The sequence below is a fragment of the Eubacteriales bacterium genome, assembly GCA_041390245.1.
Taxonomy (GTDB): Bacteria; Bacillota; Clostridia; order Christensenellales; family JAWKQI01; genus JAWKQI01.
Window position 1 is genome coordinate 36,290 of record JAWKQI010000006.1, and the last position, 14,700, is coordinate 50,989.

The following is a 14,700-nucleotide window of genomic DNA, read 5'->3' on the forward strand; positions in this document are numbered from 1 at the left end:
CTTTATAGCTGGTAATTATTTAAATTATAAATTATTTCTTTACATAACTATATAGACGGCAAATCTATTTAAAATGTTTTATTTTGCTAAAATATTTTTTATTTTAATGCTTGCCCGCTTATATACTTGAGTATTTTACCATAAAAATGTATTTTCAACAATAAAAATAAAAAACAGAGCAAAAATTTTTGCTCTGTTTTTCACTGAAATTTTTACAAGTTTTGATCCGGCATCAAATTAGCTTTTTTAAGTGCTATCGAAATATAATATATAAGTAAAGAATATACCGGAATCGTTATAAGTGTAACCACCGCCCTTGGGAAAAACAGGTCTCCGTACGACAAATCATAAAGCAGGGCTATCCAAAGCGTTTGAAGAAACATTGAACATAATATCTGTGTTGTAGCAACAGCTACGAGGACCTTTGCCCAAACTTTTTTTGTCTTTATAACTTTTACGATCAAAAACGGTATTATACCGACAAGCATACTGGTTATAGTTATTGGCGGGAAATATGCCCCGCTCGGAAAGATTACATAGCCTAAAACATCAGCCAAAGCCCCCGTGACCATACCAAAATATGGCCCTAAGGCTATACTTGCCAAGATAATAGGTACAAAGCCTATCGCTAATCTTGCACCCGGTATACCGGCAATCATCAGATACGTTGAAAAAACTCTTGTTAGTACGATGCTAAGGGCAATTAAAAGCCCTGCGGCAACTACTTTGTAAACTTTTTTGTTCAAAATAAAAATCCTCCTTTTCTTAGATTTCACAGAAATATAGCTGCAAATCAAAGGAGAATATTTTTCTCTTTTTTATTGCAGCACAGCGGAATGCAACATTGAATCGTGGGCCTTAAATACCCTTCGTTTAAAGGCGACTTCCCATCCTTTAACACTTGACGCTCAATATTTACTCTGTGCATCTCTTTGTTAATTTACTAAATATATCTATGTAAAATCAGTAATAAACTGATGAATTGTCTTTTCCATTTTACCTGCCATATAAAGGGACCCGCAGACAACTATGGCTCCGCCCTTCCCACAATACTCATAAGCGATTTTTATTGCTTCCATATAATCGTCGCTTTTAGCTATATTGTTTAAATATTTAGCGGCAACTCTAGCTAAATCAGTGTTTTTAAGCGCCCTGCCGCTTTCCGGCTCAACGGCTATGAACATATTGCAAAGCGGAGCAATCATTGATACAGACGTCTCAAAATCTTTGTCTTCGAGCATTCCCATTACAACTGCAATACACCTTCCTTTAAGGCTAGTTTTAATAGTTGCGGCAAGAGTTCTTACTCCATCCGGGTTATGGGCTCCATCTAGCAAGATATAGGGTTTTTTAAAAAGGACTTCCTGCCTTGCCGGTAAAGACGTGTTCTTTATCCCGTAAACTATATCTTCGTCTTTAACTTTCATATCCCTATGCTCACGCAAGGTAAGTATAGTTTCTACAGCTGTCATAGCGTTATAAATCTGGTGTTTTCCTATTAAAGGTATATACAGGTTAATATCATCATAAACGATTTGAGCGCCGTCTAAATCAGCGGCTTTTTTAAACGTTAACTTTTTATCTGGCACAACAAACAAGTTGTTTTTTAAAAGCGCAGTTTCTTTAATCACCCTAAAGGCTTCTTCATTTTGCAGAGGATAAGATATAGTAATGCCATCAGGCTTGATAATTCCGCACTTTTCGTATGCGATCTTTTTAATAGTGTCCCCTAAAACATCAGTATGGTCAAGGGATATGGATGTAATAACACATGCAAGCGGGTTTCTTATTACATTCGTGGCATCCAGACGGCCGCCTAAACCAACTTCCAATACAACTATATCACAACCGGCTTTACTGAACAATAAGAAAGCGGCCGCTGTTAATATTTCAAATTCCGTAGCGTTTAATAGACCTTGAGGCATGCTTTCTAACTTATCTTTTACCAAGGATACCGCATCCGCAAACAAGCCCTCAGATGCCGTTTTGCCGTTTATCTTTATGCTGTCTGCATAGCTATCCAAATAAGGCGACACAAATAGCCCCGTCTTATATCCAGCCGTACGCAGTATTGAAGCTATCATGCTGCATGTGCTTCCCTTGCCGTTTGTTCCGGCAACGTGTATACAATTATAAGTATCCTGCGGGTTTCCTAAAAGTTCGCATAGTTTAGAAATGTTTTCAAGCCCAGGTTTTGAGCCAAATCTATTTGTAGACTTTATAAACTCAATTGCTTCATCGTATGTCAATTTATACCCCCGTAAATCGCATTAAAAGTACATTTTTAATATGTAAAATTTAACACTATTACATTCTAAACTGGGTGATTTAAGTTGTCAATTCTTATAAGTCCTTTAAGTCAATTCTTTTTCTAAATTTTCTTGCGCCGGGTTATCTATTAGTTCTCCATTGTAATTATATCGCGATCCGTGACAGGGGCAGTCCCAGCTGTTTTCATCTGGGTTCCATTCAAGCTGACAGCCCAAATGGCTGCACTTTGTAGATACTATAAAAACTTCCCCCTGCTCATCTTTATAAACGCCGGCTTTATGTCCGTTATATTCAACTATTCCCCCGTGATTTCTAGGCAGTTCATCGATCTTTTCCTTTGGAAGTTTAAACGCCTCTTTTATAAGCCCCTTAGCGGACTTTATCGTATCTTCTGCCAATGTCTTAATAGATGCAGAGAATTCAAACCTTTGCGGCGAAAACGCCTCGGCATATTGGTTTTCTTTTCCTGATATCATATCAGATATAATCATTGCCGATACCATCGAGGTTGTCATTCCCCACTTTTTAAACCCAGTTGCTACATACCAGCTATCTTCAGAAGAGGAATACTTTCCTATATACGGTACTCCGTCCAATGTGATGCAGTCCTGTGCGGACCATGCTGCAACTTCGCTGCTTTTAGGGTAGATTTCCTCTGCTAGCGTCCTTAACTTATCATATTTCCCGCCGACAGAGTTTTCGCCGGTTCTGTGTCCTCCGCCTCCTAGTATCAGATATTTGCCGCTGCTTCTAAACGAAAAACTATTGCCCTTATCAATACCTAGATACATACCGTCGGGTAGAGGCGCATTTTTTAAAGCCATGGCATAGGATCGTTCCTGGTGCATACGCATAAAATAGTATCCGGGTGCATTAATAAATGGATAATGTGTTGCAAACACTATCTTTTCAGCGTTTATAGTGCCTTTATCCGTAAGGATTTTATTCCCTTCAACAGTCTTTGCCATCGTATCCTCATAAATAGTGACCTTGTCTGCAATTGCCTTTAAGAACTTAAGGGGATGAAACTGGGCCTGAGAATTAAATTTTAAAGCCGCCTTAACCTTGAATGGCAAAGTGACGTCTTTAACTATTTCGGCATCTATACCAAGTTTTTGCGCCGCTTTGCACTCTTTCTCAAGAGGCTCTTCTTCGATAGTAGAATAAAGATATGCTGCCTTGTTTTCAAACATACAATCTATATTTTCCTCTTCTATTATACGTCTAAACTCATTAATGGCTTTTTCGTTGGCAATAGCATACTTACCTGCTTTTTCTTCTCCGAAATCCTCAATTAACTTATTATAGATAAGATTATGCTGTGATGTGATTTTAGCTGTTGTATTTTTCGTCTGCCCGCTTCCTATTTGGCTACCTTCAATTAAAACGACGTCTACCCCACTACGTTTTAAAAAATATGCGGTTAAAACTCCTGCCATGCCACCACCTATAACAGCAACATCTGCTTTTAAATTGCCGGCTAAAGCTTCCCGCCTGCCAATATCTGTTGTTTTTGTCCAAATAGATTCCATATACTCACCTCATCACTATGGTGTGCATATTTTACAATATTAAACATAATTTGTTGCCTATAATATTAAACTTTATAAAAACCAAAGCGGCTGCTAAAATTAGCAGCCGCTTTGTATACTAAATAATTTCCTAAATTGATTAAATTAATCAATCAATGTAAAAGCATCTTTTGAAAGTCCGCATACCGGACATACCCAATCTTCTGGCAAGTCTTCAAATGCAGTGCCCGGTGCAATCCCGTTGTCCGGGTCTCCGAGTTCAGGGTCGTATATATATCCGCATGCACATTCATATTTTTTCATATACATTTCTCCTTTTTAAAGTAATTGCCAAACTATTTACTCTCACGTTTAAAGCACATAAACCAATCTAGGCAATACTTGTCTTTATCCGTATTTTCCATTCTCTCTTTAGCAGCTCCGCATGAACCCGCAGTTGGTACGATAACGTCATTTCCCGGTCTCCAGTCTGCCGGAGTTGCAACGCCGTCTTTATCTGCCTTTTGAAGAGCTAAGATTATCCTCTTTATTTCATCGAAGTTTCTTCCTGTAGTAAGCGGATAGTATAGTATTGTCCTTATCTTTGCTTTCGGATCTATAACGAAAACTGCTCTTACAGCCTGAGTACTGGATTGATTAGGCTGGATCATTCCAAACTTGTTGGCAACTTCCATTTTAATGTCTTCTATAAGTGGGAATTTTACTTCAATATCTTTCTTTCCGTTCCAGTTAAGCTCTTTTATCTTTCTAAGCCACGCAATATGAGCATAAAGAGAATCTACTGACAGCCCAATTAGCTCAGTGTTAAGTTCCTTAAACTCATCTGCCATCGATGCAAAAGTCATAAATTCAGTTGTACATACCGGCGTAAAGTCTGCCGGGTGTGAAAAAAGTATAACCCATTTCCCTTTGTAATCATCTGGAAAATTGATTGGTCCTTGTGTCGTTACGGCTTTAAATGAAGGTGCGCTATCACCTATAAGCGGCATTTTGTATACATTGGTTTCTTCCATTATGGTATCCTCCTTAATATTTTTTAATACCAACTATTTTAATTGATATCTAAATCTTATCGTTAAAAACGACGTTCCTCCGTGATTAAATCACTTTTTAAAAATTATTTCGTAAGATCCCTTAATTTTTGCTCATCAATATCTTTATACCCCCGCGAGACACCTCAACTATACCTTCATTTGCAAAATAATGAAGCATTCTGGTAACGACTTCACGTGCACTGCCTATATATTTAGCTACCTGCTCATGTGTAAGCTTGATAACATTGTCTTTATCTTTTATTTTTATATATTCATCAAATAAAAAAGTCGCCAGCCTCTTATCAAAACTCATAAACAATATCTGTTCAAATGCCCACATAACGTCTGAAAAGCGTTCCGTCGCTATCTTATGCGCAAAATTTTCAACGTATATATTGCTGCTCGCAAGTTTTGCAAAAGCTGTCGACCCTAGTAAGAATATTTCACAATCCGTTTCCGCATCTATATTTACATCAAATGTAACAGAATCTAAAATACATGCAGCTGATAAAACACATACTTCCCCTTCATTTAACCTGAAAAGCGTTATTTCCTTGCCTTCGTTTGAAAGCATATAAGTTCTTATAGTCCCGTTTCTAATGAGTATCAACCCTAGGCAATCATCATCTCCGCCGTGCAGTGTTGTACCACTCTCGTACTTTAAATCTAAAACATTGTTCATGAAAAATTCTTGTTCATTAGAACTTAATTTATCCCAAAATGGAATATACTGCTTTAGTTCTTCGCGATAATTGCTGTCGACCATATAATACCCCCCCGAAATTATAAAATTTTTATTTTTTTATCAGCTTATCAAAAGAATCCGCTAGTACGTCAAGCCAATCTCCATTAAAAAGTTCAATCATTCCGCTGTCGCAAGCTGCAGCCAGCTTAGGATCTATAGGTAACTTTGCTATTATATCAATACCGTGTTCTTTTGCTATTTCGTCTATGTGGCTTTCCCCAAATATTTTCTGCTCGCTGCCACAATCAGAGCATTTAAAATATGACATGTTTTCTACGATACCAAGGACTGGTATGTTCATCATCTCCGCCATCCTAACAGCTTTAGACACTATCATAGATACCAATTCCTGCGGTGATGTTACTACAATTATACCATCAACCGGAATAGATTGGAATACAGTTAATGGGATATCACCTGTTCCCGGCGGCATATCGATAAACATAAAGTCTACATCGTTCCAAATTACGTCTGTCCAGAACTGTTTTACTGTTCCCGCGATTATAGGCCCTCTCCATATAACCGGATCTTTTTCATTTTTTAACAATAAATTTATAGACATAATTTCTATGCCTGTTTTGCTATTTACAGGGAAAATACCTGTTTCGCTCCCTGTTGCTTTTTCCTTCAGCCCAAAAGCCTTTGGAATAGATGGTCCCGTTACATCGGCATCTAGTATAGCGGTCTTATATCCACGCCTTTGCATAAGTACAGCTAGCATAGAAGTTACAATAGATTTACCTACGCCGCCTTTTCCGCTTACTACGCCTATTACTTTTTTTATATGGCTCATCTCATGCGGGCTTTCAATTAAACTATCGTTCTGTTCTTTCCTGTCTGCACAATTCTCTTTGCAGGAACTACAATCGTTATTGCATGTTTCACTCATTTTAATTTCTCCTTATAATCTATTTGATAAGACCGGTTTAAAACCAGTTACCTGTTTAGTTAAGTATATGTTTCATATATTATAGCATATCCACCCACAATTTGGATATTCCATAAGCTTTCTTATTCATAAATATCAAGCTTACATTTATTTAAAATTATAGTTTCTATACGCCTGCATTTTTTATTATATTAGGTTATTGGCATATGTCAACAACCTAAATTTCTGCAAAGCGCAAGGCCCGTTTAAAAAACGGGCCTTGCTCCAATCCTAATCCTTCTGTATATTATTTTGTATCGAGCTATTACCTAATAAATATTTATATATCTATTTTGGAAATGCTCTCTAACGCGAAGATGTATATATATTTATTTCCTTATTTTTAATACTCTTATACCTTCTTTCTTTAATTACACTTTAGTCATAGCTAGAAGTTCATGTTTACCTTTAACGCCAACAGAACGTGCTTTCTCTTTTCCATCCTTAATGATAACAACTGTAGGGATGCTCATAACTCCATATTTCATAGCTAGTTCCGGTTGTTCATCAACATTGATCTTACCAACTTTAAGTTCGGAATGATCTTCTGAAGCTATGGTTTCAATGGTCGGAGTGAGCATTCTGCACGGTCCACACCATGAGGCCCAGAAATCGACCATCCAAGTTTTACCGCTGTTTATCACTTCAGAGTTAAAGTTGTCTTTCGTAAGTTTGATCGCCGACATAATTTTAACCTCCTTGTTTGTTATGTTTGAATTATAACCTCATACATAAAACCTATTCCGTGATTAAGTTACAATAAATAAAATTATTTAAATAACGTCAAAATATCCCTATTTTAAATAAAAAGTGCCTTTGCAGAGTAACTACAAAAGCACTTTAAAATACTTTAAAATTAAAACTTTATTATACCTTTGAAAAAACTTCTTTGAATATGCTGGCTGCATGGTCTATCTGCTCCTTTGTATGTGTCGCAGTATAACTTGTACGTAACAAGCATTCATTTTCGTGAACTGCCGGAGCAACCACCGGGTTTACATATACGCCCCCCTCGAATAGCATCTTAGCTATAATGAACGTACGCTGGGTGGTGTATGTATATACCGGGATTATAGCCGTCTCACCATCCATTATCGGTATATTTGCCTCTTTTAATTTTTCTCTCATATAATTTGAAATATCATATAAATTTTTTTGCCTCTCCGGCTCTTTTTTTATAATATCAAGAGCTTCAAGCGCAGCTGCTGCAGATGCCGGAGGTATCGATGCGCTGAATATAAACGGCCTGGATGTATGCTTTATAAAATTGACCACTTCCTTGCTAGTTGCAATGATGCCGCCAAGAGATCCAAACGCTTTTGAAAAAGTTGTCATTATTATATCAGTCTCATCCTCCAGCCCATAATACGAAGCGGTACCGCGTCCGTTTTTTCCTATCATTCCAGCACCGTGCGCATCATCTACCATTACTCTTGCTCCATATTTTTTAGCTAAACGTATGATATGAGGAAGGTTGGCAATATCTCCTCCCATTGAGAATACGCCGTCTGTAACAATTAGCTTTCCGTTTTCTGCCGGCAGGTTTTTAAGCTTTTCTTCCAGGCTATCCATGTCGTTGTGGCGGTATTTTATAGTCTTTTTACAAAAACTAAGCCTTGTAGCGTCAACTATGCTTGCATGGTTCTCAGCATCGCTTAAAATATAGTCATGCATGCCCATCAAGGCTGAAACCGTGCCTAAATTTGTTTGGAACCCCGTGCTGAAACTAAGTGCCGCAGGTTTGTTGAAAAACTTGGCGAACTCTTCTTCAAGCTCCTCATGTAACTTAAGCGTTCCGTTCAAGAACCTAGAACCTGAGCACCCTGTCCCGTATTTTTCAATTGCAGTAATTGCCGCATGTTTTAATCGTTCGTCGCTGACAAGCCCCATATAGTTATTAGACCCAAGCATGATGATCCTTTTCCCATCCATAAAGACTTCTGTATCCTGTGCGGTTGAAAGCGCATGAAAATAAGGATATAAACCTGCTTCTTTTGCTTTTTGGGGCGCATCATATCGAAAACATTTTTCAAATAAATCCATTAAATCTCCTTTTTGCGGCAATAGATTAACTGATACTTTGCCGCTGCATATATTAAAACATGCTTTTAAAAACAGTTATAAAAATCACTTTTTAAAGTCTCTTGACATTTCAAGTTCATTTAATCGGCTGTTTGCTTCAAGCCAAATGGTCCCTATAACATCAAGGCCTAAATGTATCCCTAAAACCGGCCCTATTTGCCTTAATTGTACCGGCTTTGAACATTTTTCCTCCAAAGCTTTTGCTATGCTTTCCGCCTCTTTTCGTTCACAAGCATACTGAACCATAATCTCTTCGGCATCGGCTGGGACAGATTTAATAAGTGAAAGCCTCTGTTCGTTTCTTCCGCGTGCTACACCGCATGTCACAACTGCACCTTCCTTGCATGTAAACAGCGGCCTTAAGTTTAAAATAGTCCCTATAGATTGCCTCACCGGGCCTAACCTCCCGCTACGTCTTAAAGGCATCATATCCGCAACAGAAAATACTACTCTAACTCTATCTCTCATGTGCATCATTGCCTTTGCAACCTGATCCAGTGAATACCCAAGGTCAATAAGCCTTCTGGCTTCTTTAATCATTATAAGTATACCGCCAGCTGAGGATTGCGTGTCTATAACGCGTATACCTTCTCCGCCTAATTCCCTCGCACACATGGAAGCATTTCCAAAAGTACCGCTTAAACGTGAGGAGATGTTTAAGCAAAGTATCTCGTGGGATAAGTTTCTAAGTCCTGAAAATATCCTTAAAAAAGTAGCGGCGGATGACTGAGATGTATGCAATTCTTTTGTGCCCGCAATCAGCTCGGTATAATTCCCGTTTTCATTTACGAAGCGCTCTGTATACATAGTACCTGCAACCGTATACGTCATCGGGACACATACCACGCCCAGCTTTCTCGCTTCCTGGCGCGTGATACAAGCAGAACTGTCTGTTACAATTACAATCAAGTATTTAATCCTCCGATCTTTCTAAATCTTTCGTATCTATGTTCCAGCAGTTTAGAAATTTTAAATTTCTTATACTTTTTAAGAGTTCTTACCAAGGCTTCTTTTAAAGATGCATATACAGGTTCAAAGTCTCCACCGTTTTCTTGAAAAATACGTTCAATGACCTTAAACCCAAGCAAGTCCTCCGCCGTCATCTTAAGTGCGTTGCTTGCTTCCTCTGCTTTTGAAGCATCTTTCCAGATTATACTTGCGGCGCCTTCAGGTGAAATTACCGAATAAACGGAGTTTTCAAGCATCCAAACTTCATCTGAAACAGCCAGAGCAAGGGCTCCGCCGCTGCCGCCTTCTCCTATGACTATAGATACGACCGGCGTTTTTAATCCCATCATACCTAAAAGATTTTTAGCTATGGCACTTCCCTGCCCTCGCTCCTCTGCATCAATTCCGCAGTAAGCGCCGGAAGTATCCACTATGCACACTACCGGGCGGTTAAACTTCTCCGCCTGGTGCATAAGCCGCAGAGCTTTTCTATAACCTTCCGGATGTGCACAACCGAAATTTCTTAGCACCTTATCCTTTGTGTCCTTGCCTTTTTCAATACCAATTACCGTTACCGGCATCTTTTTTATAGTTGCTATACCGGCCACTATCGCCTTATCGTCTCCATAGAGCTGGTCTCCATGAAGCTCGTAAAAATTTTCAAAAATATTGTCGATAAAATCAACCGCAGTCGGGCGTTCCTTTGACCTCGCTATACATAACTTTTCATATGCGTTCATTGTGCGGACCCCCTTTATGCAGTTTTAAAAGCATAGATATGATTTCACGTTGCTGCCGCCTGTCAACTATATTGTCTACAAAACCCTTTTCAAGCAAGAATTCTGCACGTTGGAATCCTTCCGGCAGTGTCTTTCTTATGGTCTGTTCAATTACACGCTGCCCGGCAAATCCTACGAGTGCACCCGGCTCAGCCAATATTATGTCGCCTTCCATGGCAAAACTGGCTGTAACGCCGCCTGTCGTCGGGTCTGTTAACATTGTCAGATAAAAAAACCCTGCTTCACCGTGTCTCATTATAGCTCCGCTCGTTTTTGCCATCTGCATTAAAGATAAAATGCCTTCTTGCATACGGGCTCCGCCTGAGGCCGTAAAACCTATAACACTTAGCCTTTTTGATGTAGAATATTCAAACAGCCTGGAAATTTTTTCTCCGGCAACAGTACCCATGCTGCCCATCATGAACCATGAGTCCATAACAAATATCGCACATTCAATACCGTTTATTTTGCAATGCCCTGTAACTACAGATTCGCTCTCATTGCTATTTAACTTTGCCTTTTTAAGCTTTTCATCGTAATCTAAAAAACCAAGTAAATTTTTAGATTCTGCATTAGCGTCGTGCTCGACAAAAGACCCTTCATCGGTAATTAAGTTAATACGGTCGCGTGCATTTATACGAAAGTGATACGCACAATGAGGACATACATATAAACTTTGTTCAAGCTCTCTTTTAGTAATTTTTTTCTTGCAGCCAGAACATGTAACGCTTAGCTCCTCTTCTATAGGAGTTGCTAAATCATCTTCTATCTCCGGATGCCCCTCAAGTGCGATGTTGGGTTTTATAAATTGATTTTTTTTAAACATAATTAATTATAATGCCGTTTTTGTAACACCGCTTAAAGCACTACTCCCTTCTTTCCAAAAAATCTGTGGTATAAGTTCCTGTACGGAATTCCTTATCCGAAATCAAATCTATCTGCAGTTCTCTGTTTTGTTCAATACCTTCTATAACAAGTTCACACAAAGCCGCAAGCATCTTTCTTATTGCTTCATCCCTTGTCTGTGCCTGAACTATTAGTTTACCTACCATAGAATCATAAAACGGCGGTATCTTATAGCCCTGATACAGTGCAGAATCGAAGCGTACCTGAGGGCCTCCCGGTATATGAAGCAATTCGATTTTCCCGCAGCTAGGCCGAAAGCCATTTCTAGGGTCCTCCGCATTTATTCGGCATTCGATAGCATGGCCGTTCATCTTCACGTTTTTTTGCTTCATGTCAAGGGGTAGATCAGCGGCTACACGGATCTGCCACTTAACTAAATCTATTCCCGTGATCATCTCTGTTACCGGATGTTCGACCTGTAGCCTCGTGTTCATCTCCATAAAATAAAAACTGCCGTCTTTAGACATCAAAAACTCTATGGTGCCAAGCCCGGTATACTTAACTGCTTCTGCCGCCTTAATTGCAACTTCTATCATATTCTTTCTTGTCTTTTTACTGACAGCAGGAGAAGGGCTTTCTTCGATAAGCTTCTGATGTTTTCTCTGCATCGAACATTCACGTTCGCCAAGACATACCGCATTGCCGTGATTGTCGCATAATAGCTGCATTTCTATATGTTTTACCGGAGACAGGTACTTTTCTAAATACACACCGCCATCGCCAAAAGCGCTTTTTGCTTCAGCTATTGCAGCTAAAAATGCCTTCTCCATTTCATCTTTGTCGTTGACTTTTCTCATCCCGCGTCCGCCGCCGCCGGAACGGGCTTTTACTAGAAGCGGATATCCTATTTTTTCGCCCCAGTTAACAGCCTCCTCAAGGCTATTAACAAGGTCGCTTCCTGGAACTACCGGCACGCCTGATTGCTGCATGGTAGAACGCGCCTTTTCTTTATCCCCCATAAGCGAAATAACTTCCGGAGTAGGCCCTATAAATGCAATATCGCTTTTTTTACAGAGTTTCGCAAACTTTGCATTTTCCGATAAAAGCCCGTATCCCGGATGTATTGCCTGTGCACCGCTCAAAACAGCGGTAGATATTATTGAACTCATATTTAAATAACTGTCTTTTACCGGAGCTGGACCTATACAGTAACTTTCGTCTGCTAAACTTACGTGAAGTGCATCCCTGTCTGCTTCTGAAAAAACTGCAACTGTTAAAATCCCCATTTCCTTACATGCACGGATAATACGAACTGCAATTTCTCCTCTGTTAGCTATTAATATCTTCGAAAACACTCTATCAACGCCCTTCTATAACTGCAAAAGACAGTTCACCTGTAGCGCAGCATTTATCATTTACTCTGGCTTCACACGTTGTAAAATAAAATGGGTCTTTGTGCTTTACTAAGCTTGCTGATATATTTACGACATCTCCAGGCCGTACTTTATCTTTAAAACGCGCCTTACTTATGCTGGTATAGTAAGGCGTCTTGCCAAGTATTAAATCACCTAACAAAATTGCACAGGTCTGAGCCATTATCTCGCATAATATTACACCCGGTACCACAGGGTTGCCAGGAAAATGGCCGTTTAAGAACCATTCGTCACCCCTTACTTTATAGACACCATGAGCTATTCCGTTTTCATCTAATTCCACTTCATCCACTAGCAGCATTGGTTCGCGGTGAGGGAGCATTTTTTTTATCTCTTCTCTCTTCAAAGTAATTTACCCCCGTTAAAATATCTTAAATAACGTCTGGCCAAACTCCACCATATCTCCATCAGATACACAGATGTCAACTATTTCTCCGTCGCATTCCGAAACGACTTCGTTCATAAGTTTCATCGCCTCGACAATACAAAGTACATCGCCTTTTTTTATCTTGCTACCGACCTTTACATAAGGTTCCTTATCCGGTGCCGGAGCAGCATAGAAAACCCCTACCATTGGAGCTTTTACGGTATTTATATCGTTAAAATCCAGTTCCGTATCAGGTGCCTTAAACATTTCTTTTGGCGTATTACTTATAGTGACGGTATCTGTCGATAGATAATTAGGCTGCCTTTTATCTGTTGGCGGAGCTTTTTCTATCCTAATACGCTGCTCATCGTCTTCTACCTCTAAAACTGTCAGCTGTTCGTCCTTTAATAATTTTGCAAGTTCTTTAATAATTTCGATATTCATTATACTTACCTCGTTAAAGAAACTGGCCTAAATGCTAAACATGCATTATGGCCTCCAAATCCTAGTGAAGTTGAAAGCCCAAGTGTAATCTTTGCTTCAACAGACTTATTTGGCACATAGTTTAAATCACATTCTTCGTCTGGCTCATTTAACCCTATCGTAGGAGGTATATGCCCCGATAAGATTGCAAGAGAAGTAGCAATAGCTTCTGCTGCACCGGCAGCGCCAAGCATATGCCCCGTCATGGATTTCGTAGAGCTAATCAATGATTTTTGGGCTAACTCTTCGCCAAGAGCTAATTTTATAGCTTTAGTCTCTACTATATCATTCATAACTGTTCCCGTTCCATGAGCATTTATGTAAATACTATCATCTGATTCAAATCCCGCTTCTTTCACGGCTATTTCAATAGCGCGTGCTGCACAGCTTGCATCCGGCCTCGGCGCCGTTATATGATATGCATCGCATGTGTTGCCATATCCGCAAATTTCAGCATATATCTTTGCACCGCGGCTTTTAGCATGCCCATACTCTTCTAATACCAAAACTGCTGCACCTTCCCCCATTACAAAGCCTTTACGGCGCTTGTCAAATGGAATAGAAGCTGTAAGCGGGTCGCTGCTTAGTGAAAGAGCCTGGCAGCTTGTAAAACCGGCAACTGCAATAGGTATTATCGCTGCCTCGGAGCCCCCTGCTATGATGGCATCCGCATATCCGTGTTTTATAGCCTTAAAAGCTTCGCCAAGAGCATTGCTCGACGTAGCGCATGCAGTTACAGTGGGCAGACACACCCCTTGTGCATCGTACTTCATCGCAATGTTTCCGGCGGCTATATTCGATATCATCATTGGAATGAAAAAAGGTGATATCCTGTCTGGTCCTCTTTCTTCCAATTTTTTTGTTTCTGTTACAAGTGTCTGTATACCGCCGATACCTGAACTTACATACACACCAAAACGGTCCGGCCCAACCGTACCTTTAATTTCGCTGTCGTCCATAGCCTGCTTTGCGGCTGCCATAGCATACTGTGTGTATAAATCCATTCGCCTTATTGAATGTGCGTCCATATCGAACTGCTTCGGATCAAAATCTTTGACTTCCGCCGCTACCTTGGCTTTAAACTTTTCTGTATCAAAGCGTGTAATGGGAGCAATGCCGCACGTACCGTTAAGCAAATTTTCCCAATAAGATGTAATATCGTTGCCAATTGGAGAAATTATCCCCAGGCCGGTTATTACAACGCGTTCCATATGTTTCTCCCCTCCATGTTTGTAAAATATTAAATAATATA

Annotated in this window: 16 protein-coding genes and 1 riboswitch; all 16 genes read right to left on the reverse strand. The window is 39.6% G+C overall.

The genetic code is table 11. The features are described from left to right. Window positions 1-212 precede the first annotated feature (212 nt). The gene (locus R2876_07660; GenBank protein MEZ4358466.1) at window positions 213-746 is read right to left on the reverse strand and encodes a folate family ECF transporter S component; all 534 of its coding nucleotides are present in this window, start codon (window positions 744-746) and stop codon (window positions 213-215) included. A gap of 81 nt (window positions 747-827) precedes the next feature. Next, window positions 828-925, reverse strand: a riboswitch (THF riboswitch). A 28-nt stretch (window positions 926-953) separates the two neighbouring features. Beyond that, a complete protein-coding gene (locus R2876_07665) occupies window positions 954-2,249 on the reverse strand; it encodes a folylpolyglutamate synthase/dihydrofolate synthase family protein (GenBank protein ID MEZ4358467.1) in 1,296 nt (431 codons plus the stop codon). A gap of 105 nt (window positions 2,250-2,354) precedes the next feature. Next, on the reverse strand, window positions 2,355-3,803 hold the full coding sequence (locus R2876_07670) for an FAD-dependent oxidoreductase (protein MEZ4358468.1): 1,449 nt from the start codon (window positions 3,801-3,803) through the stop codon (window positions 2,355-2,357). Between the two features lie 144 nt (window positions 3,804-3,947). After that, window positions 3,948-4,106 (reverse strand): rubredoxin, encoded by a 159-nt coding sequence (locus tag R2876_07675; protein ID MEZ4358469.1) that lies wholly within the window; start codon window positions 4,104-4,106, stop codon window positions 3,948-3,950. Between the two features lie 32 nt (window positions 4,107-4,138). Then, window positions 4,139-4,816: a peroxiredoxin gene (locus R2876_07680; GenBank protein MEZ4358470.1), complete on the reverse strand. Its 678-nt coding sequence runs from the start codon at window positions 4,814-4,816 to the stop codon at window positions 4,139-4,141. Window positions 4,817-4,937: 121 nt separating this feature from the next. Then, a complete protein-coding gene (locus tag R2876_07685; GenBank protein ID MEZ4358471.1) occupies window positions 4,938-5,603 on the reverse strand; it encodes a Crp/Fnr family transcriptional regulator in 666 nt (221 codons plus the stop codon). Between the two features lie 28 nt (window positions 5,604-5,631). Further along, window positions 5,632-6,471, reverse strand: a complete 840-nt coding sequence (locus R2876_07690) for an Mrp/NBP35 family ATP-binding protein (GenBank protein MEZ4358472.1) — start codon at window positions 6,469-6,471, stop codon at window positions 5,632-5,634. Between the two features lie 410 nt (window positions 6,472-6,881). Beyond that, window positions 6,882-7,196, reverse strand: a complete 315-nt coding sequence (trxA, locus tag R2876_07695; GenBank protein ID MEZ4358473.1) for a thioredoxin — start codon at window positions 7,194-7,196, stop codon at window positions 6,882-6,884. Between the two features lie 181 nt (window positions 7,197-7,377). Continuing rightward, complete coding sequence (locus tag R2876_07700; GenBank protein ID MEZ4358474.1) at window positions 7,378-8,553, reverse strand: aminotransferase class I/II-fold pyridoxal phosphate-dependent enzyme; 1,176 nt, start codon at window positions 8,551-8,553, stop codon at window positions 7,378-7,380. Window positions 8,554-8,637: 84 nt separating this feature from the next. After that, window positions 8,638-9,501 (reverse strand): DegV family protein, encoded by an 864-nt coding sequence (locus R2876_07705; protein ID MEZ4358475.1) that lies wholly within the window; start codon window positions 9,499-9,501, stop codon window positions 8,638-8,640. Next, window positions 9,498-10,280, reverse strand: a complete 783-nt coding sequence (locus R2876_07710; GenBank protein ID MEZ4358476.1) for an acetyl-CoA carboxylase carboxyltransferase subunit alpha — start codon at window positions 10,278-10,280, stop codon at window positions 9,498-9,500. The genes R2876_07705 and R2876_07710 overlap by 4 nt, the downstream gene beginning before the upstream one ends. Further along, a complete protein-coding gene (gene accD / locus R2876_07715) occupies window positions 10,267-11,145 on the reverse strand; it encodes an acetyl-CoA carboxylase, carboxyltransferase subunit beta (protein MEZ4358477.1) in 879 nt (292 codons plus the stop codon). The genes R2876_07710 and accD overlap by 14 nt, the downstream gene beginning before the upstream one ends. 40 nt (window positions 11,146-11,185) lie before the next feature. Continuing rightward, entirely contained in the window at window positions 11,186-12,520 is a 1,335-nt protein-coding gene (accC, locus tag R2876_07720; protein MEZ4358478.1) for an acetyl-CoA carboxylase biotin carboxylase subunit, read from the reverse strand. Window positions 12,521-12,524: 4 nt separating this feature from the next. Further along, window positions 12,525-12,944 carry a 3-hydroxyacyl-ACP dehydratase FabZ gene (gene fabZ / locus R2876_07725; GenBank protein ID MEZ4358479.1) on the reverse strand — a complete coding sequence of 140 codons (420 nt, stop codon included), beginning with the start codon at window positions 12,942-12,944 and terminating at the stop codon, window positions 12,525-12,527. Between the two features lie 15 nt (window positions 12,945-12,959). Next, window positions 12,960-13,409, reverse strand: coding sequence for an acetyl-CoA carboxylase biotin carboxyl carrier protein (gene accB, locus R2876_07730; protein MEZ4358480.1), 450 nt, complete (start codon window positions 13,407-13,409; stop codon window positions 12,960-12,962). Window positions 13,410-13,414: 5 nt separating this feature from the next. Beyond that, window positions 13,415-14,659, reverse strand: coding sequence for a beta-ketoacyl-ACP synthase II (gene fabF / locus R2876_07735; GenBank protein ID MEZ4358481.1), 1,245 nt, complete (start codon window positions 14,657-14,659; stop codon window positions 13,415-13,417). Window positions 14,660-14,700 lie beyond the last annotated feature (41 nt).